This window comes from Sporosarcina sp. Y352 (assembly GCF_056786535.1).
The window spans coordinates 225,468-246,239 of record NZ_JBXCJE010000006.1; the positions used below are offsets into that span (position 1 = coordinate 225,468).

Sequence of the window (20,772 nt, forward strand, 5' to 3'; positions counted from 1 at the left end):
ACTTTCGACTATTTATAGTAATGACTTACACTAGAAGTTAGATAAGTTTAACACCATATATAAGAACAATGGTAAATACTTTAATGCTGTAACATTTATAAATAGACGCGATTCGTCTATACTAAATGTATCCCCAACAATTTAAAGGAGGTTTCTCAATGGCGTATGTATTACAAGTCGATTTCTATCAAGAAGGACCTTTTGGCGCAGAGATGGTTGGCGCGTTTAAAGATTTGGCAAATAGTATTAACGAAGAAAAAGGATTCATCTGGAAGATTTGGACGGAGAATGAAGAAACCAAAGAAGCCGGCGGTATCTATTTATTTGAAAGCAAAGCAGATGCCGAAAATTATTTAACAAAACATACAAAACGATTGAATGGTTTTGGCATTACGAATGTCAATGGAAAGATCTTTGAAACAAATGATGCATTGACAACAATCAATCACGGCCCATTGGAATAAGGGATGAGTATCTAATAACATTTTTAGAGTAAACTGTAAAAACAAAAAAACGCACAGTTTTGTGCTTTTTTTTGTTTTTGAGAAAACAGTTTCTCTTAATATACTTGTGAATTCAAAAGATTTAATTCGTTTTATAATAGTTGAAAACTTATGCTAAAACGTTCCTATTGCTCTAACCCACTCTACCTTAATAGATTGACCCCATCGATTGAAATCATGTGTAAACTTTGCTTCTTTTTCATTTAACACTTGTGCATTACATGAAACGATTTCGTTGTTATAATGTAAATTCACTTCATATTGGCCAGGTGCTGGTAATGAGTAAAATGGGTATAGTCCATTTTCGGGGCACCAATTCACTGAATAGAATTTGCCTAGCAACTTCCGGAGTATGGGAATATTCCCTTTTTCCAAAGCTTGACGAATACGTGTTGAACTAATCTTTTCCCCATCATATTCCATCAACTCTAGTGCTGACACTTTAAAATGTCCCGCTCCTTGTTTTTCAAGTGACTGAGTACACCCACTGCCACGGGATCCATAATGAAAATCAACCCCACACACAACATGCATCGCATTCAATCCTATCAAAAAGCTTTGTACGAAATCGGCAGATGAAAGACTTGCGAGGTCTTGGTCAAAGTGAACTAAAAACAATGTATCAATACCAAGCTCCGCAAGTACTGCTTGTTTATCTTCAAGCGGCATTAAATACTGAAACGAATTTGGTGAATTGGTTACGATTGTTTTCGGATGTGGAAAAAAGCTCATTACTGCTACTGGAACTCTATTAATCTCTGCCAATCGTTTAGCCTCTTGAATGACGGATAAGTGGCCTTTATGCAAACCGTCAAAAAAGCCAATTGCAAGTACTTGCTGTTGAAATTGATTTTGCCATTGTTTAATCGTTTGACTTGTTAAATGAATTGTTTGCATAAAAAGCCCTCCCGCATTAAATTTGAACCGCTAACCTCTGGGCAACATCATAGATTAAATCCTCTTGACCACCAACCGCCTTCATGCGACCTAATTCAACCAAAATATCCCGTTCGTCAACACCAAAACGTTTGGAGGCAACCTGAGTATGCAAGAGGAAACTTGAATACACACCAGAATAGCCCATGATTAAACTTGAACCTGTTATTTCTTGTGGTCTTGGCATATATTTTGCAACAACATCATTTGCGACATCCATGATTTTATAAAAATCAATGCCTGTTTGGTACCCTAGACGATCTAGAACGGCAACCATCACCTCTGTTTGTGTGTTCCCACTTCCAGCGCCTAAAGCACGTAAACTGCCATCGATATATGTAGCACCCGCTTCAACTGCTGCAACTGTATTCGCCATAGCCATTCCTAAATTATTGTGCCCGTGGAAACCGACTTCGCAGCCAACCGATTGCTTTACTGCGGAAATACGATCAGTAACATCCTGTGGTAACATATACCCTGCAGAATCAGTTATATAAATGATCTCCGCACCATAGCTTTCGAAGAGTTTTGCTTGTTCTACAATCTTCTCTACTGACGCCATATGAGACATCATCAGAAAACCAACTGTTTTTAGTCCTAACTCACGCCCTAATGCAATATGCTGAGCGGCAACGTCTGCCTCTGTAACATGCGTTGCGACACGGACCATTTTCGCACCTGCTTTTACGGCATCTCGCAAATCGCCCTTGACACCTATTCCAGGAATTAACAGCACTGAGACTTCCGCTTGCTTACACGCATCTGCTGCAACTTCGATTAACTTTAACTCGTCATGTGCAGACAAACCGTACTGCAAAGATGATCCGCCAAGGCCGTCTCCATGGGATACTTCAAAATAACGAATGCCTGCTTCATCTAACCCTTTTGCTGTTTCAAGCACTTGTTGCGGAGTAAAAGAATGAGACATCGAATGGCTTCCATCACGAAGTGTTACATCTAATATTTCAAATGATCTTTTTTCCATTTGTCCCTCTCCTTACGCATTAGTCGCCGCTAGTTCTTTTGCCATTTCATTGGCTACTTTAGCTGCTGCAGCAGTCATAATATCCAAGTTACCTGAATAGGCAGGGAAGAAATCGCCCGCACCTTCAACTTCTATAAAGACCGTTACACGCTGCCCATCAAATTGTGGTGCCCCTCGTAAACGATAGCCTGGTACATACTCTTGAACTTCTATTACCATTTTCTTAATAGAAGCAATAACTTCTGCTTCATCGAAATTCGCATCTTTGATCAATGCATTTACTGTGTCACGCATAATAACTGGTGGCTCTGCAGGATTCAAAATAATAATCGCTTTTCCTTTTTCAGCTCCACCCACTTCTTCAATTGCACGTGCTGTTGTATGTGTAAACTCGTCAATATTGGCACGTGTACCTGGACCGGCGCTTTTACTAGCAACCGTTGCCACAATTTCCGCATACGCTACAGGTGCAATTCGACTAATTGCATAGACAATTGGAATCGTTGCTTGTCCACCACACGTAACCATGTTGACATTTGACGATGCGAAATTCGCTTTCAGATTAACAGGTGGTACAGTGAAAGGACCGATTGCTGCAGGCGTTAAATCAATTACTTTCTTTCCAGCAGATGTTAGTAAATCGCTATGCGCTTTATGTGCATATGCACTCGTCGCATCAAACACGATATCGACTAAATCTAAACGCTCCATTAACCCATCAATACCAGTAGAAATAACTGTATAACCTGCATCTTTCGCGCGTTTTAGCCCTTCAGAATCTGGATCAATCCCTACCATGACACTCATTTCGAGTGAATCGCTGCGTTCGATTTTATACATCAAATCCGTGCCAATGTTACCTGAACCTATGATTCCTACTTTTAATTTCGTCATACTTTCACCTCTGCCGCTTGAAATGAAATGCTTACTTCGCCTAACTCACCGAAATCTGCTTTAAAGTGGTCACCATTAGTAAATGGTAGCGCTTTAGATAATGCACCTGACAGGACAAACATGCCTGGCTGAATGCTAATGTCATAACGACTCACTTCGTTTGCTAACCAGACTACTGCTTTTAAAGGGTTTCCTAGTACCGCATCACTGGTCGCTTTGTCGATGCATTCATCATTTTTATATACCGTCATGCCGATCTTAGCGATATCAACATTCGACAATAGCGTTTTTCGGGCACCTAATACCGAGCCAGCTGATGATCCATTATCTGCAACTGTGTCTTCAAACTTAATGCGCCAATCTTCTATTCGACTATCAATGATTTCAATTGATGGTACGACATAGTCCGTAGCATCAATCACGTCTTGTATCGTCACATTCGGTCCTTTTAGAGCTTTCTTAAAGACAAAGGCAATTTCAAATTCTACTTTTGGCTGTATGAATTGTTCTGTATCAACAGCCAAATGTTCATCAAAAACCATCGTATCTAAAATGAATCCGTAATCTGGTGTATGCACATTTAACATTTCTTGCATTACTTTGCTCGTTAAACCAATTTTCAAGCCTTTTACGACGGCTCCTTCACTAACTTTTCGCTCTATTTGATGCAGTTGAATGCGGTAGGCATCATCAGCAGTAATATTTGGTTCTATTTCAGTTAAAGGGGCAATGGGCTGTTTAGACAGCTCTGCATTTAGTAGCTTTTGTGCTATCGCCTGAATTTCCATGATCTCACCTACTTATAATTTATTTGTTTCAAGTGCTTTTACTTCGCTGTATTGTCCGCCAAAGAAGAGAAGAGGATTTTTTTCTTCTAGCTTAAGATCTGTTACCCTCCCGATAAATAGTGTATGGTCTCCTTCTTCATATACAGATGCGACTTCACACGTTATTTGTGCAATTGCACCATCTATTACAGGTAGACCATCTAAAGTTGCAAACTGTACTTCTCCTTGAGGCTTCCCAGCAAAATGCTGTGATACCTGTTGCTGATCCTCAGCTAAAATATTGACTGCAAATCGTTTTGACTGTGTTACTTTATCTAAAAAACGTGCATTCTTGCCAACGGAAATCACAACTAATTTCGGTTCTAGCGAAACAGACATAAAGGCATTCGCTGTCATTCCATGTATGTCCCCTTCATGAATTGTGGTTAATACTGTTACACCCGTTGCAAATTTACCCATCGCTTTTCTGAATAACAAATCGTCCATTTTACATTCTCCTTTAAATTGTGATATTAAGCTAAAGTAAGCACGAGAACCGTCTCTGTGCTTACACTCATTTCAGTTTTTAAGAAAGGCCAGGATATGGTCAATAAACGGTTCTGTTTTTTCAATTTGTGTCCAGTGACCACATTCATTAAATAAATGTAGTTCAGCATGTGGTAGTAGTTGAATAAATTTATAACTCGTTTCTTCAAATGGGATAACTTGGTCATTTAGGCCGTGGAATAATAAAGTTTCCGTTTTAATATTTTTAATTTCTTCGTCTGAAAGTGCAAGTTCATCCAATCTTTCTTGTCTCGAATCATAGAACATCGCTGCAAAAGCATCCCTTGATTCAGGTTTGATACTTGCTTCATAACGCATACGAACAAGTTCTTCATTATTTGCTGCATCTTGATTATAAGAGAACAATTGAATCAATTCTTGCATTGATTCAAAGCTAGGATCATACCCCCATACACGATCTAAACCATAGGATACTTTATGCTTAACCCCAACGCTGCCCATTAATATTAACTTTTTCACTAAATCAGGTCTTCTCTGTGCTACATGAAGAGAAAGTGCTCCGCCGAAAGAATTTCCTACTAAATATACAGGTCCATCTGATACTTCCTCAATAAAACCAATCAGATGATTTACCCACAAATCAAGAGTGTATTCATCTTTTGGAAGTTTATCTGTTTCGCCAAACCCAACAATGTCCGGTGCAAATACATGTAATGATTCACTTAAACGCGGAATAACGAGTCTCCAGTTTGCAAATGCTGACACACCTGGACCAGACCCATGTATTAAAATCATTGTTTCTTTATTTCCTGAACCTTCTTCATGATAATGCGTGTTAATACCATTGACTTTCATATGTTTTGAACCAATTTCCAAGTAAAACCCTCCTATTACCTTTTCTACAAGGCTATATAAATAACGATTAAATGAATGTAACTGGATAACTACTAAAATAAGGAAGTATGAAAGAGGAATCTAACTCATCCTTCCTCTTTCATATCCCCGACATGTATTCGTTTCGATAAATTTCTTTTAAACTGCTATTTATCGTGAAATAGTTAACTGTTCACTGGCTCTTTGATTCTTAGCGGAGTTCCATACGTGAAGAACTCTTGAGGCAATTGCGTGCCATGCCATAGAATTGCCTGATCTATCCCTTTCACATCCCATTCGATTGTTTTCCAATCTGGGTCAAAGATTAGATAACCTGAATCACCAAATAGCTCAATACGATTTCCACCTGGTTCAAAAACATACATACATTGTGCCTGAGATACGCCATGTTTAATTGGACTTACTTCAATTTCGTATCCGCTATCAATTAGCAGGTCTGACACATCGGATAAATGTTGTGGATAGCCATACCAGTAACAAAGGTGGTGAAGACGCCCTTTTTCTCCTAATGCATCGCCCATAATAGCAATATCATGAACCAAGTTACTAACACTTAACCATGCAGCAACATCCGTTTTATCCTCAGCTAAAATACGCTCGCGAACTTTAAAGCCCAGTGCTTCTTCTAGAAATTCAACATTTTTATTTGTTTCACTTGCTAGTAAATTAACATGGTCGATACGACGAACAGGTACACCACGGTTCGGACGTTTTTGCGGACGATTTAATAGTGGTGTTTTCTGATCTTCAGTTGCTTGATAATATTCTACATCCCAGAAAACTTCCATCAAATGACCATCTGGTGAGTTGAACTGATAGGCACGACCATGACCGACATCTCCATCAATCCAACCAATGCCGTAGCCCATTTTTTCAATCTGAGCTACCCGGCGCTCAAGTGCTTGAGGAGATCTAGCTCTTAAGGACAGATGACCTAAACCAGCCTCATGATGCTCCGTGAGAATTAATGTATTATGGTAATGATCCTCATAGGCACGCATATAAACGGATTTACCTTGACGGGCAATTTCACTCATCCCCAACATTTCTTTAAAAAATACTACAGACTCCTCTAATTTAGGGCTATAAAGCTCAACATGTGCTAGATGTGCAATATCAAAAATATTTTCTTTTGTCATTTTATTTTCCTCCAATAGTTTTATTTTTTATTTTAATAAGATTGCTAATTCACCACATTGGATGTCCGTTAAATCCAAGAATCGATTTCCCATACCCTACCATTGCGTCTTCATATAGATGTGATGGGTGTGCAGCAACTGCAAGTATGTCACGAACGAATCTTTCTGAATGCTGATCTTTATAGATTGAATTACCACCAAGTATTGTTAAAATACGGGTTGCCGCTTCAGTTGATCCTTTTGCAATATACGCACGCATCGCGAACAGCTGTGCACGCTCTTCTTCATCTAACGTCCGAATACCATTTTCCTGATAATAAGTTAATTGATCCATATATTGCTTAGCTACAGCTTTTAAGGCTGTTAACTGTATGGTAATTTCTCCAAGCGTACGCTGGGCGCTGCCTCCGTCTTTTTCGCTTGCATTATTGTTATAAACACGAACGCGTCCCTCTGTCTTTACTTTAAAGTCGCGGACGAGGCGTTCCAAACCACCAATTGCAACATGTTGGAATCCCGAAAGGAAATATGCTAAATAAGGAACATTGAATAGTTGATAGTCTTTATCATAGTTGCCATCTGGTGCAGTGGCACCTTCAGCTACTCTTTTGATTTGGAAAACTTTATCTGCGGGGACATATATATCATCTACTTTAACTGCATTACTGCCTGTCCCACGTAATCCAATCGGATCCCAGTTTTTAATGATTTCTGTATCTTTTTTATGGACGATATACAAGCCAAGCTCCGGTTCAGAGCCATCTCTCATTTTGTGAACTGCGCCTAAAGCAATCCAATCACTCCATAATACGCCGCTACAGAAATTCCAATGACCACTGATTCGGTATCCTTTTCCGTCCGGATCATCTGTGACTTTTCCAACCGGTGCAAAAACATCAGCTAGTAAAGCTTTACTTTCGTATATTTCTTCTCGGCTTTCTTTTGGTAAGAATGCTGGCCACGTATCATGAATAATTGCGAAATAAGTTATCCATGCAGCTGAAACATTATGGTTGGCTATTGTTCGAATGATATCGCCAAAGGTATGAAAATCTAAATCTTGACCTCCATATTCTTTTGGTCTCTGAAGCTTTTGAAATCCTGCTTCTTTTATTTTTTCAATGACGATATCTGGCAATTGTGCATCATTATCTGCTTGTAAGGCATGCTTTTCAGCTAACTCTCCAACCTCTTTCGCTTTTTGAAGCCACTCTTCTCTATTAGCTGTTTTTCGCTGAACCTCTAAAGTACTAATCGACAATTTAATTCCTCCTTTTGATTGTTGTAAGCGCAATCATTTTTTGCAACTAACTCTGTCTAACTAGTTATTATTATATTCTCTGTATATTCTTTAATATAGCTATCTAAAGTGTGGAAGTTTACTGTGTATTCGAACTTTATGTACTAATTGAGTCTTCACAATGTTCAAAAAGACTGTATTGAAAGGGTTTTCAAATGAATCTATTTTCATTCTCCTTTATATTGTGATATGTTGGTAAGGCTATATGAGATGCAATCGCTTACTTTTCTAATATTCCGACTCCAAATAGAGTAGCTATTTTTATTAATTTTAGTGTGAAACGTTTAAATGCATTTTTAAAACGCCAAGCAATCCAGAAAATATGGGTATCTTACTAGTATAAACACTGAGTTTCCATCCTCTTATTGATTCGTCATGTATCAGTAATGGCTATTGTTTCGCTAGCTTCTAGCAAATAACGCATATTGAAACAAAAGGTCGAAAAATCTAAACAAGGGGTGAAATGATAATGAAACCTAATCCTATGCACTTGAAGGATGCGTTTGACTTCCCGAAAGAAACTGTTGTAAAAGAATTTTATGAACGCGTGATTACGACACCTTTTGAAGCAAGAACTGCATTAAAAAAAGAACTTATTTCGGTAATTGGCGAGGATCGAACAAAAGGTATATTTACACGTTATGGGTGGCATTGTGGTGTGAGTGATGCGGAAAAAACAAAACTATTTAAGTACGATAGTGTTTGGGATTTAGTAAATGCTGGTCCTGATTTCCACATGCTACATGGTTATCTAGACAAAGTAGAAATTCTAGAAATGCGTACGAATAAGGAACAGCTGGAATATTTGGTAGCAGAATGGATTAATACATTTGAAGCAGAGCAACATTTAAAAACACACGATTTGGGCACCGAACCGGTTTGTCATACATTATGCGGCTATACGAGTGGCTACTTATCAACAGTCTTACAACAACCTATCCTGGTAAAAGAAGTAGAATGTCGTGCTATGGGACACGAACATTGTAAATGCATTTGTATGCCTATTGATAAGTGGGGAGACGAAATCACGAGTGAGTTAGGGTATTATCAAGGGACTAGCATCATTAAAGAACTAGATGAAATTACAGAGCAGCTAAAAGCCGAGCGTGACCATTTAACTAAAGCCAATGATATCCACCAGCTTTTAATTGAAGAATTGCTATCAAAACAAGGGATTCAAAAGGTTGTCGACATTTTACATGAAACAACGGGTTTAACAACCTTTATCGAAGATGAAAATCATCAAATTCTTGTTCAAGCAGGTCATCTCGATAAACCGCTTGATTTACGGAAGTTCATATCAAAACAAACTACTTTTAAGCGCTATTCAGAAGAACTCTCATTATTACGCACGCCCATTTTCTATGAACAGCAAATAAAGGGCTATTGCTCATTTCTATATACCGGACAAGACGAACCTAATGACCTTGACTATATGATCATAGAAAAAGCAGGATTGACATCATCGATTATCTTACTGAATGAAAATATTAAAATAAACACAGAGCAGAATATTAAACGGAGTTTTTTAAATGATATTTTAGAGCGTCGTTTAACAGAAGATGAAATGTACAAAATCTCTTATTATTTGGGTTTCAATTCCTCTACAACTTACTGGATGCTCACGCTCGACCGTAATGTGAAGGAAACCGAAAACGAAATTGTATTTAATGAAGAGTTAATTCGACATATCAACTTGTTTTTAAATGAGCGCAATATTAATTCAATCGTTTCACATAAGCTTGATAAAGTTATTGTTCTAATTGAATACCCTTCTTTTGAAGATTTGAATATAACTCAATCAAAATTCATCGATCAATTATTAAAACATTGCTTGCGACGATTTTCTAAATATAGATTCTTTGTAGGCGTAAGTACAGTAATTTCTAAGTTTATGGATATCTCAGTACTATATAATGAAACGTTAGCTGCCCTACGTGCCATAAACGAACAGTCAAATATCTCTTATTTTAAAGAACTCGGTATTGAAAGTGTATTGTTCCAAATACAAGATGAAGTGCTAATTGAGCGATTTGTAAATCAGCATATTGGCAAACTGCTAGCGATAGATACAGACTCCGATTTAATCAAGACACTTTACACTTATATAGATAATGGCAGTAGCATTAACAATACAGCAAAGAAAATGTCGATGTCGATTAGTGGTTTACGCTATCGGCTCACTAAAATTAGCGAAATCTTAAATCATGATTTGACGGATACACAAGCTTTATTTTCTATTTACTTAGCTATTAATATTTTAAAGTCAAAAGGTACAATTACTATATAATGTAAGCAGTCTTGTCACTCAGTAACGTGGCAAGGCTTTTTATTTGGAAATTAGCAAATTAATACCTACTGAACTAGTGTGAGTATAAGTGGATTGTGACATTAATACTCCCCAATATGTGGGTTTCTTCTCTGGCAATTTATTAAAGGCTGAGTTGCAACAGCACTTACTTTTTGAAAATCCACTCACTTTCCGGTCGATCATGCGGCGTTATATTCATAATGAAGTATCCGATGATTAGCACTAAGATAACAAGCGAATACAGCAAAGTATCTAGTGCTTGATTGTGGTCAACAATTATGAGTCTTACCATGGCAGTAATCCCGATGTAAATAAAATACCTCATCGGAAAATGATAATCTTCTTTAAAGTATTTTACAATCATCGTGATAAACTCAAAATATAAAAAGAATATAAGTATGTTGGCTAGGAATAGCTTATAATCATTCGTTTCTTTATGAAACAACAAATGGCAGAAAATGATTAATTCCTTAATTAATAAAAATGACAAGATTATCGCCAGGAAAACGAGGGAAATATTCAATACGACTTGGAGAGTTTTGGGGATAATTTGAAAAACAATGTTGAGCACTTTTTTCCACTTAACTATATAAATCATCCTCCGACTTGTTTGAAGTATTATACAAATTAACGCGGAAAATTCAGCGAACAATTTATACAACCCACCATCTTATACTACCAAAGGATAACGATATACATTCTAAAGTTTCTGTAAATTCAACTAAAACGTCTTTGGTTGCCCTCTATCAACATAAAAAAATCACCTTCAACTAGAAAGGTGATTTTCAAGATTTATTATATCAACATTTATGAGAGTACAATCATTCACGATGATCCCTTTGTTAAGAGCCGCACAAAGCGACTCCACACTTTTTCACAAATCAAACGCGCAAGTTTTCAACGATTGTAGCAATTCCCATTCCGCCTGCGATACAAAGAGTGACAACTCCATATTTCTTGCCCGTTCTTTCAAGCTCATGTACTAATTTAGTCAGTAAAATCGCACCCGTCGCGCCAATTGGATGACCCATTGCAATGGCTCCGCCGTTTGGATTCACTTTGCTGTAATCCAGTCCCAACTCATTCACACATGCAATAGCTTGGGCAGCAAAAGCTTCGTTTAACTCCACTATATCTAAATCTGCCATCGACAAGTTGGTTTGTTTCAATGCTTTCAACGTTGCATTAACAGGTCCCATGCCCATCAGTTCAGGCGCACATCCAGCAGAAGCTTGCGCAATAATTCGCGCTTTCGGTTGGTATCCCCGCTTCAACGCTTCGTCTTCGGACATGACTAACAAAGCAGCTGCGCCATCATTACGTCCACTCGCATTACCAGCAGTGACTGTTCCGCCTTCTTTGAATACGGGTTTAAGAAGGGCTAGCTTTTCCAAAGTTGTTTCTCTTGGATGCTCGTCGACTTTAAACTCGATAATACCTTTGCGCGTTTTCACCGGATAAGGGGTAATTTCCTTTTCAAAATGGCCTTTTTCGATTGCATTTTTTGTTTTTTCTTGACTGCTTAACGCAAATTCATCTTGTGCTTCTCTTGAAATGTTATATTTCTCTGCGATATTTTCTGCTGTAATCCCCATATTTAGATCGCCATAGGTTTCTTTAGGCTGAGACCCTGGTTGACTAGCGGTATTCGGGTCTTTTAACGTAACATCTCCTGATTTCGTTCCAAATCGCACACTATTTACATAGTAAGGAGCAGTACTCATCGATTCCGCTCCGCCGGCAATAATCATGTCACTTAACCCTGTTTGAATTTGTTGCGCAGCAGAGTTGACGGCTTGTACACCAGAACCACATTGTCGGTGAAGTGTATAGCCAGGTACTTCAACAGGTATGCCAGCACGTAACATTGCGACTCTTGCTAGGTTCGATGCATCCGAACTTTGTTTTGCTTGCCCTAAAATGACTTCTCCAACAGCGCTTTTATCTAACTCTGTTCGACGAATTAGCTCCTCAATCGCATGGGAAGCGAGGAAATCCACTGTTTCATTGCCGATACTACCTCCAAGTTTACCGATAGCTGTACGCACTGCATCCACGATTACTACATTTTTCATGTTATCATCTCCCGAATTTACTTAAAGGCTTCTCGCATAATGTTTCACTTTTTCTTTATCGATTTCCATACCAAATCCAGGGCCTGTAGGAATAATGACTTCAAAGTTTTCATATTGAATGTCATTCACTGTAATATTGTCTTTGAACAATAAAGGACCGAATATCTCCGTACCGAATTTCATTTCTGGAATAGTAGCGTATAATTGGGCGCAAATTGCTGTACCAAGGCTCGACTCAATCATCGTTCCACCATACAAGCCAATTCCCGCTGCTTCCGCAATTCCCGCAACTTTCTTCGTTTGCGTTAATCCACCTGCTTTACAAGGTTTCAATGCAATACAATTACCTGCGCGGTGCTTCGATATTTGGAACACATCTTGAATGCTATTTGCTGCTTCATCTGCCATAATGGGTACTTTAAATTTAGCAGTCAATCTGGACATACCTTCATAATTCCACGTTGGTAGTGGCTGTTCTACCATTGAAACACCGCCATCTTCTAAAGCTGCGATGCAATAATTCGCCGTATCTTCGTCCCATGCTTGATTGACATCGACAGTGATACGTGCTTCGTCTCCAATGGCTTGTTTAATTTGACGTACATGCTCCACATTTTTAAACGGATCGCCTTTTCCAATTTTTAATTTGAAAATATTATGGCGTTTTTGATGTAAAAATTCCTTCGCTTCTTCAATATCTTGTTCTGTATTCCCGCTAGCAAGTGTCCAAGCGATGGGCAATGAGGTATGAATTTGACCCCCGAATAATTCAAATGCGGGAATTCCTTTACTTCTTGCTGCCAAATCAATAATCGCTGCTTCTACAACTGTTTTAGCGAAATTATTGCCTCGCACTTGTTGCGATACTTCATGCATAATTTTGTCGAAGTGAATGGGATTCTTCCCAATCACTAATGGCGCAATATACGTGTCAATATTAGCTTTAATCGCTTCTGGCGTCGACTCCCCGTAAGAAGCCCCTCCGATTGTTGCCACTTCGGACCAGCCTTCACGTCCTTCTTCATCAGTAACACAGCCGACGACTATCGTTTGTGAAACAATCGTATGCATGGCCAATTGATGTGGTCGTATTGTCGGTAAATCTAGAATGTAAACAGCAAAAGAACGTATTTTCATTGTGAACCAACTTTCTATATTTTACTCGATGAAATCGGCTTCTGTATTCTCTTTTAGGTCTTCAATTGTCACACCCGGCATGAGTTCTACCAGCTTTAATTGTTTATTGATGACTTCAAACACGGCTAGTTCAGTGAAAATCATATCGACACTTCTTGTCGAAGTAATCGGATAAGTACATTCTTTTACCAGTTTGCTACTACCATCTTTAGAAGTATGACTCATCGTCACAAATACCTTTTTCGCCCCAACCAATAAATCCATTGCGCCACCGACACCCATAATATTCTTACCAGGGACAGCCCAGTTCGCAATAATCCCGGTTTGGTCGACTTGAAGTGCACCTAAAATCGCGACATCCACATGGCCACCACGAATCATGGCAAACGAATCCGAACTGTTAAAATAGGAAGCGCCTATCGCTTCTCCGACGGGTAACTTCCCAGCATTCACAAGATTCGGATCCACATCTTCCTCTGCAACATCCGTTACTCCAAGCAAGCCGTTTTCAGTATGCAAATAAATATCTTCTGCTTCCATGTACTCTGCTACTAGCGTAGGGATTCCGATGCCTAAGTTGACAACACATGGCCCTTCTAGCTCCTGTGCTACTCGCTTTGCGATAAAATGTTGCATATCCGCTTTACTCATTTGTGTAGTCATTTACTAACCACTCCATCCTTCGTTAACACTTGTTGTGCTTTAATGATTACGTCGACGTAAAGAAAAGGCGTCACGATTTCTTCTGGGTTTAACTCGCCAAGTTCTACAATTTCATCTACTTCTACAATTACTTTTTTTGCAGCTGTTGCCATAAGTGGGTTAAAATTACGAGCTGTTTTATAATAAACTAGGTTCCCTAAAGTATCCGCTTTATGTGCGCGAATAAGTGCTACGTCCGCGCGGATAGCCTTTTCAAGAATATACTTCACGCCATCAATTTCGCGTTCTTCTTTTCCTTTTGCAAGATCAGTTCCAACGCCAGTCGTCGTATAATAACCACCAAGACCAGCTCCACCAGCACGTAAAGACTCGGCTAATGTACCTTGGGGGAGTAATTCCAGTTCAATCTCCCCTTTTTGGTATTTGTCACCCACATCTCGGTTACTTGTAAAATAAGAGCCGATTCCTTTTTTAATCTTGTCTTGATTCAACAAAATACCAAGCCCTTTGCCTGACTCACCAAGGTTATTACTCACAATCGTAAGATCTTTAACATCTTTTTCAGTCAAGCCATCTATTAATGAAAGAGGTGCTCCTATTAATCCGAAACCACCTACTAAAACGGTATCTCCACTTTCCACAACGGAAAGAGCATCCTGAATATTATCCATAATTTTCGACATCTATTCCACCCCTTATTGCTTCGCTAGTTTTAATGAATCACTAATTTCAAACCACGACGGAATACCAGCCGTTAAAATACAAATGTAGCCGACATCCGCCAAGTCTGCTTCGGAGGCGCCAACTTCTCGTGCTTTATCCACCCACACGACTGCCTCTTCGCCTCTCAACTGTGTAATATAATTACCAACCATGTTCAAATGCTTCATACGTGTCGAAACATGTCCGTCACCAAGAAGTTTTTGTTCTATTTCCTTCGGGTCGTTTCTTTGAATAACGTTTAGAGAATCGAGTAAGAAGCTAGTATCTTCATCACCTAACCAAGTAACCATTGTTTGGAAAATCTCTTCAATCGTTTCAGGTTCTTTTGCTGGTTGCTCAACTGTACGTCCTTTTAAGTCGAGGGCATAAGAGAGGGCCTCGAGTGATACTTTCAATGCATCAGTACCTCCATATAGGTATGAAACTAAAAAATATTCAACCAATTCAGGGATTGTTGAACCAAAATCGATGGCGCCTTTCGTATGGTAACCCATAGAACGTGGATACAATCTTGCAGCATTCATACTAGCTAATAATACATCTTTCTCTTTACGTGATAGCGCGCCATCCTGCATGATTTCACCGCGTAAACCTGTGTAGTGATCAAGTACTACCGGGCTATAATCATGCATTTTTTGAACCCATCCGGGCACTTCGTCGTATACTTGTTGAAAATAAGCCAATCCTTTACTCATCGATATACCTCCAGTTATTTCTCTAGTTTGTTGAGGAAGCCCTCTATAGGACCATTGATGTCTTCACGATTTTCAAATACCATCGTGTAATGATTACAATCGGATATAACCGTTTCAATATTTTTCGTGTATTGCTGAGTTTGTTCATAGTCTGTTAAATAAAACAGGGGCGGCATGGAACCGATATTACCTTCTGCATAAACGAGTAATACTGGACATTCAATCTGTGAACAAATCTCTTTTGGATCGAACGTATAAAAGCTATCAAAGTCAGTAACAATGCGGGCTTCATCTGATTTGTTCTCCCAGTGGTCGTCGACAGGTCCTACTTCGTATTCAACGGTACTTTGTAACACATCATTCCAAACGACGCCTAAGTTCGAGTAGATTTTTTGAATTTCCTCTACGTAATGTTCTTTCGATGTATATTCTCTACTTAGTCTTCCTAAAGAAGGTTGAACAATACCTCTTTGATGTTCAGATGCTTTCGCAGCTCCATCTAGTAAAACCACTGCTCTTGTAGATTTTAATTTACTTGCAACAATCGCTGCTATAAAAGCGCCCATGGAATAACCCATAAGAATCGGATTGTCGATTTTCAGCTCTTTGATCAAACCTAAAATATCTTCAGCATGCTTAAAGATTGATGGTTCTGTATCCATTTCATCACTATTTCCACGGCCACGTAAATCCACTGCTATAAATCGATACGCACCTTTAAACTTTTCTGCATAATAATGCATATTTTTGTGCGTGCCCGTTAACCCATGAATGGCAATAATCGTCCCTTTTTCTCCAGGGTAATCAGCTAATTGAATTTCTTTTCCATTAATGTTAACAGTGTAAAATTCCATCATCTAAACCTCTCCTTTTGTACGTAATGCGTACAAAGTTATGCATTGCGTACACTTATATTATTAATCATATCAGATTTATTGTAAAAGTCTAATAAAAAAGCTGTCAAGATTTCCTCGACAGCTATAGAATTAGTAACTTATTCAGTTCGCATTACAAAATTTAAAGAAGCTTCTTTGTGATCGCCTTTATCAATCAGTTCTGTTGTAAGTGATGAACGTACACCGCCAGCAACATCTGTTTCCAACCATTTGTCCCCTTCAAAGAACACTTGCGTGATCAATGTTTCAAATCCTTCGTGTTCGAATTTGATATGGATATGTGCCGGACGGTATGCATGATAACCTGCAGCGAATGTAAATTCACCAGTAGGACCATTCGTCGGAATTTGGTAAGGGATTGGAACAATTGCCTTGACCTCAAAGTCCCCATTGTCATCCGTGTAAAATTGCCCTCTCAAGTTAAAGTCTGGAGCAGTTGAATCATAGTTTGAATATAATCCATCTGCATCATCCTGCCACCACTCTACTTTTGTTTTTCCGATCGGTCCATTAACAGAACTGACATTCCCAGTAAATGTTAGTTTATCTCCCGGTTCATCAGCTCTTTGTGGAATAATAACACTTGAACCTTCAAGCATTGGTGAGTCTTCTTCATAGTAAGGTCCTAATAGGGAAGGCTCTGTTCCTGGAGAATTCTTGTATTTAGCCTCCAACACATGCGTCTCTACGAAAACGTCTAGAAATAGTGGGATTTCCCCGCTTCTACCAAGGCGATCTGCCCATTCTACGAAATTCGTATATTCTTCATGATTAAATTGCTGTTCCTCTAAAAAGTTTTTTAAATGTTTAACGAAACCTTCATATGCGCCTAATACGCGTGGATTTTTTTTTGATACTTCTGTCATTTTTATTTCCTCCTTAGGTTTTGTTAGTCTTTCTCATTACACCGATTATAATACGACTGATTTAAAATGGATATGTAAACGCCTTCATCTTGAGGTAAAAAACAATATCGCATTTTAGGGCTTGCAGAACAGCCACTAAAGTTGTACGCTAGACGTACAGTGTTTCTTCATTCGTACAATCACATCATAACATAGGGGGTATTATGTTTGTCAACAGAAGAATTAGAGGTGTTCAAACAATCTGGTAACTACATCCAATCACTCGATAGAGGATTGCAGGTAATACAAGCTTTTTCACAGAGCAACCAATCACTTACAATTAGTGACGTTTCAAAAATAACGGGACTCAGTAGACCGACAGCACGTAGAATTCTGCTTACACTTGAGCATCTAGGTTTTGCGGAATCTAATAATAATGTATTTTCGCTAACAGCGCGCACACTCTCGCTAGGTTATGCATATCTTTCCTCCAATAACATTTGGAGTATTGCACATCCTTTTATGAGAGACTTTGTAAATCTAACAGGCGAATCTTGCTCTGTTTCTATATTAGATGGAACCCATATTATTTACGTTGCACGTGTGTCAACGAAAAGAATTATGTCTATAAACTTGGATGTTGGGTCTAGGTTACCGGCATATGCGACATCCATGGGCCATGTCCTTCTAGCGAACTTACCGAAAGACAAGTTGAATGAATATCTAGAGGAAATCGAATTGGATAAGTATACAAACAAAACGATAATCAATAAAAAAGAATTACTAGGGATATTAGATGATGTTTATAAAAATGGTTGGGGTGGAGTCGACCAACAATTGGAAGAAGGGCTTCGCTCGATTGCTGTTCCAATACGAAACGCAAATGGAAAAGTAATCGCGGCCATTAATTGTTCGGCACATGCAGGACGAGTTACACAAGAAGTACAGTTAGAAAAATTTTTACCATTACTGCAAATAAGTGCTGAAAAAATCAGCGTTGCCATCAACGCAACAAATGGTTCATCCCACTTATAATTCGGCTCAAATTTGTACAAAAACGCACGGCATCAATAGAGTATTTCCGACTAAAAGTCATTATTTTAAAATAAATAACACGCTATGTAACCAGACACCCGGTTGCATAGCGTGTTTTATTTCATTTAACCAATCCTCTATACTTCTAACTAGTATTCTTCACAACAACATCCATATATACTGTGCTTCATCCATCGATCCCGGGAGTATCGAATCTCGTGTTGGGTACGGCAGCTTCGGTACATCCTCATCCATAAGTTTGATAACAAATGGATTCGCATTGACTGCTTCAAGTAGTGTCTCAGATTCAATTACTTTTTCAGCTGAATCCCTTTCGACCATCCATTTCAGGAACAAATACGGTGCATCATTCCCGGTTACCTCTTAGAAGCTTGAAGATTGGAAATGGCTAAGTAGCAGAAGTGTTCCCATCATCATTCATACTCTCAGACAGCTCCGTAAATACAACGGAAAGTGCTTCCGCATGCTTTTTCATTGAACCGACGGAAACACCGAACATTTTTGCAATATCTGCCTGCGTATAAAATGCATCTCCTAGCGCTCCATGATCATAAGCGGTTTTAAAAACCGCCGCCGCAATAATTTCAGGCTTCCTAAAAACCACCTTCTCTTTTAACATGTATGTAATGGCAATTAGTTTGATAAATTCATGAAATTCATTCGGTACATTGTGACGTTTTAATTCGCTCACAAGAATGACCATTACTTCCTGCTGTTCTGGAAACATCTCGTTCTCCACTATATCATCCATGTTAGAAACTTCCCGGTCTATAATTGCTTTGTAAATATCGAGCATATGCATTTTAAAGAATTCGTAACTGTTATCGGCCTCGCTCGTTTCCGCCATCGATCCAATACTGTGCGCAAAACTTCCGTTCCTATCATAAATAAACGTCATTCCGTCTAAGATTAGGATCCCATTTTCATGCATTCTATTATCTGGTAGCACAACTCCGAAAACAAGTAGATCCTTTTCAACTTTCATATCATTCGTAAGCGCAATGCGATAAGTCTGATGCCCAAGTACTTCATCCACAAGGTAGTGGTCCTCATGGGTGTCTATCACTTTTCCAAAAAGCACAAATGGATTTTCCCATGACTCAATCAGTAAACGTGTCACAGAACGGATCGGGCTGTTTAGCACTTTAACCAAGTACCTATTCCACAAATCACGCCGGATCACGAACAGAAAATATTCAATAACCGATTGCTTGATTTTTCTAGGTTCCATCCTACCTCCAAGTTTGCTCATCCACTTTCTTTCATACCGTTCTAACTCCACATTATTCGCTCGATCGTCCAGTTCGGTTGAAAAGAAAGTGATTAATATCCGATCAAGCTCTTCTTCGATAAGATCCCCACTGGAAAGTTCATTTTTCAACGCACAACATTTTTTATATTTTTTCCCACTACCGCATAGGCAGGGATTGTTACGACCAATCATTTAGTACACTTCCTTTTTATTCTATTATACCTAAAAATAAAAATTGAAATGTGTGAAAATATTATCTATTTGGTACTTTCTGCATTAAGTTAGCATTCTTGTTTGTTTTGTTTGTTTTAAATACGTACAAATGACTGCTGACACTAATGATATTTCTACATTTCTTCCAAAGGGTATCTATCATTGTCTAGTTACATATCCTATTTAAGTGAATTCCATCGATTGTGAATTTCTAATACAACTTCTCATTTTCGTCCATTCCATTGAAATCTATATTGATATTTTCAATTCTCAAAAAATATCCCCGCTTTATTGTGTTTAGTTCTTTTCTAAACTGTTAGTACACAGGAGGTGTTTTTTTACGTTTGTCTATAGGTTCTAGTAGTAGGTTTTAATCAAGAAATACTCGGGTTTTTTACAGGGAACTTCACCATTTTTTCTTAATCCATATCTCAATTACATTCCAGTTAATAATATAACAAAAACCCCTTAGCCAAGTTTATTAATTTGGCTGGGGGTTCTCATGATATATATTTAAAATGTATTGCTTGATATGCTGTCATACACATAATATTATTATTGTTTAATATTCACAAATACACTTTTCACTTCGGTGTAGTTCGCCAAGCCATACTCTCCACCCATTTCGCGGCCAATACCGGATTGTTTGTAGCCACCGAACGGCATCGTTTCGATTTCGATACCGAAGTCGTTGATCCAGACTGTTCCTGCTTGTAACTTCTTCGCGACGTAATGTCCCGTTTTGATATTTTCTGTCCAGACACTTGCAGCGAGTCCATAGATACTATCATTTGCACGGCGGATCACTTCTTCCACCGTATCAAATACAAAAATGGATAGGACTGGCCCAAAGATTTCCTCACGCGCAATCGTCATATCGTCTTCTACATCTGCAAAAATCGTTGGTTGCACATAGTACCCTTTATCAAACGCTTTGCTGCCGCCTGCTACAAGGCGTGC

22 protein-coding genes are annotated in these 20,772 nt (G+C 38.7%); 3 read left to right on the top strand and 19 right to left on the bottom strand.

Annotated elements, in window-relative coordinates; genetic code table 11:
- Positions 1–158 precede the first annotated feature (158 nt).
- A complete protein-coding gene (locus AC1TO6_RS12825; RefSeq protein WP_482101992.1) occupies positions 159–464 on the top strand; it encodes a monooxygenase in 306 nt (101 codons plus the stop codon).
- Positions 465–617: 153 nt separating this feature from the next.
- Here AC1TO6_RS12825 and AC1TO6_RS12830 read toward each other — a convergent pair whose 3' ends face one another.
- From AC1TO6_RS12830 to AC1TO6_RS12865, 8 genes are all read right to left on the bottom strand, one after another.
- Positions 618–1,400 (bottom strand): adenylyltransferase/cytidyltransferase family protein, encoded by a 783-nt coding sequence (locus AC1TO6_RS12830; RefSeq protein ID WP_482101993.1) that lies wholly within the window; start codon positions 1,398–1,400, stop codon positions 618–620.
- 16 nt (positions 1,401–1,416) lie between these two features.
- A complete protein-coding gene (gene dmpG / locus AC1TO6_RS12835) occupies positions 1,417–2,424 on the bottom strand; it encodes a 4-hydroxy-2-oxovalerate aldolase (RefSeq protein WP_482101994.1) in 1,008 nt (335 codons plus the stop codon).
- A 12-nt stretch (positions 2,425–2,436) separates the two neighbouring features.
- Positions 2,437–3,318 (bottom strand): acetaldehyde dehydrogenase (acetylating), encoded by an 882-nt coding sequence (locus AC1TO6_RS12840; RefSeq protein WP_482101995.1) that lies wholly within the window; start codon positions 3,316–3,318, stop codon positions 2,437–2,439.
- Positions 3,315–4,106 carry a 2-keto-4-pentenoate hydratase gene (locus AC1TO6_RS12845; protein WP_482101996.1) on the bottom strand — a complete coding sequence of 264 codons (792 nt, stop codon included), beginning with the start codon at positions 4,104–4,106 and terminating at the stop codon, positions 3,315–3,317. Before AC1TO6_RS12845 ends, AC1TO6_RS12840 begins: the two co-directional genes overlap by 4 nt.
- Before the next feature lie 12 nt (positions 4,107–4,118).
- Entirely contained in the window at positions 4,119–4,592 is a 474-nt protein-coding gene (locus tag AC1TO6_RS12850; RefSeq protein ID WP_482101997.1) for a flavin reductase family protein, read from the bottom strand.
- Positions 4,593–4,664: 72 nt separating this feature from the next.
- Positions 4,665–5,468 (bottom strand): alpha/beta fold hydrolase, encoded by an 804-nt coding sequence (locus AC1TO6_RS12855; protein WP_482102028.1) that lies wholly within the window; start codon positions 5,466–5,468, stop codon positions 4,665–4,667.
- A gap of 203 nt (positions 5,469–5,671) precedes the next feature.
- Positions 5,672–6,646, bottom strand: a complete 975-nt coding sequence (locus AC1TO6_RS12860; RefSeq protein WP_482101998.1) for a catechol 2,3-dioxygenase — start codon at positions 6,644–6,646, stop codon at positions 5,672–5,674.
- Positions 6,647–6,695: 49 nt separating this feature from the next.
- The gene (locus AC1TO6_RS12865) at positions 6,696–7,907 is read right to left on the bottom strand and encodes an acyl-CoA dehydrogenase family protein (protein ID WP_482101999.1); all 1,212 of its coding nucleotides are present in this window, start codon (positions 7,905–7,907) and stop codon (positions 6,696–6,698) included.
- A 508-nt stretch (positions 7,908–8,415) separates the two neighbouring features.
- Between AC1TO6_RS12865 and AC1TO6_RS12870 the strand changes: the two genes are divergently transcribed.
- The gene (locus tag AC1TO6_RS12870; protein ID WP_482102000.1) at positions 8,416–10,236 is read left to right on the top strand and encodes a helix-turn-helix domain-containing protein; all 1,821 of its coding nucleotides are present in this window, start codon (positions 8,416–8,418) and stop codon (positions 10,234–10,236) included.
- Positions 10,237–10,402: 166 nt separating this feature from the next.
- Here the strand turns inward: AC1TO6_RS12870 and psiE are convergent, their stop codons facing one another.
- From psiE to AC1TO6_RS12910, 8 genes are all read right to left on the bottom strand, one after another.
- Positions 10,403–10,855 (bottom strand): phosphate-starvation-inducible protein PsiE, encoded by a 453-nt coding sequence (gene psiE, locus AC1TO6_RS12875; protein WP_482102001.1) that lies wholly within the window; start codon positions 10,853–10,855, stop codon positions 10,403–10,405.
- Positions 10,856–11,138: 283 nt separating this feature from the next.
- Positions 11,139–12,332 carry a thiolase family protein gene (locus AC1TO6_RS12880; protein ID WP_482102002.1) on the bottom strand — a complete coding sequence of 398 codons (1,194 nt, stop codon included), beginning with the start codon at positions 12,330–12,332 and terminating at the stop codon, positions 11,139–11,141.
- 21 nt (positions 12,333–12,353) lie between these two features.
- On the bottom strand, positions 12,354–13,469 hold the full coding sequence (locus AC1TO6_RS12885; RefSeq protein WP_482102003.1) for a muconate cycloisomerase family protein: 1,116 nt from the start codon (positions 13,467–13,469) through the stop codon (positions 12,354–12,356).
- 21 nt (positions 13,470–13,490) lie between these two features.
- Complete coding sequence (locus AC1TO6_RS12890) at positions 13,491–14,132, bottom strand: 3-oxoacid CoA-transferase subunit B (RefSeq protein ID WP_482102004.1); 642 nt, start codon at positions 14,130–14,132, stop codon at positions 13,491–13,493.
- On the bottom strand, positions 14,129–14,815 hold the full coding sequence (locus tag AC1TO6_RS12895; RefSeq protein ID WP_482102005.1) for a CoA transferase subunit A: 687 nt from the start codon (positions 14,813–14,815) through the stop codon (positions 14,129–14,131). The genes AC1TO6_RS12890 and AC1TO6_RS12895 overlap by 4 nt, the downstream gene beginning before the upstream one ends.
- 12 nt (positions 14,816–14,827) lie before the next feature.
- Positions 14,828–15,550 (bottom strand): carboxymuconolactone decarboxylase family protein, encoded by a 723-nt coding sequence (locus AC1TO6_RS12900; RefSeq protein WP_482102006.1) that lies wholly within the window; start codon positions 15,548–15,550, stop codon positions 14,828–14,830.
- Between the two features lie 14 nt (positions 15,551–15,564).
- On the bottom strand, positions 15,565–16,407 hold the full coding sequence (locus tag AC1TO6_RS12905) for an alpha/beta fold hydrolase (protein ID WP_482102007.1): 843 nt from the start codon (positions 16,405–16,407) through the stop codon (positions 15,565–15,567).
- A 137-nt stretch (positions 16,408–16,544) separates the two neighbouring features.
- Positions 16,545–17,312, bottom strand: coding sequence for a dioxygenase family protein (locus AC1TO6_RS12910; RefSeq protein WP_482102008.1), 768 nt, complete (start codon positions 17,310–17,312; stop codon positions 16,545–16,547).
- Positions 17,313–17,519: 207 nt separating this feature from the next.
- Here AC1TO6_RS12910 and AC1TO6_RS12915 point away from each other — a divergent pair, with 207 nt between their 5' ends.
- Entirely contained in the window at positions 17,520–18,326 is an 807-nt protein-coding gene (locus tag AC1TO6_RS12915) for an IclR family transcriptional regulator domain-containing protein (RefSeq protein ID WP_482102009.1), read from the top strand.
- 159 nt (positions 18,327–18,485) lie between these two features.
- On the opposite strand, the gene AC1TO6_RS12920 is transcribed toward AC1TO6_RS12915, so the two are convergent.
- From AC1TO6_RS12920 to AC1TO6_RS12930, 3 genes are all read right to left on the bottom strand, one after another.
- Complete coding sequence (locus AC1TO6_RS12920) at positions 18,486–18,683, bottom strand: hypothetical protein (protein ID WP_482102010.1); 198 nt, start codon at positions 18,681–18,683, stop codon at positions 18,486–18,488.
- Between the two features lie 52 nt (positions 18,684–18,735).
- Complete coding sequence (locus AC1TO6_RS12925) at positions 18,736–19,791, bottom strand: SEC-C metal-binding domain-containing protein (protein WP_482102011.1); 1,056 nt, start codon at positions 19,789–19,791, stop codon at positions 18,736–18,738.
- Positions 19,792–20,367: 576 nt separating this feature from the next.
- Positions 20,368–20,772, bottom strand: a 405-nt coding sequence (locus tag AC1TO6_RS12930; protein ID WP_482102012.1) for an aldehyde dehydrogenase family protein, incomplete at its 5' end; no start/stop codon positions are given.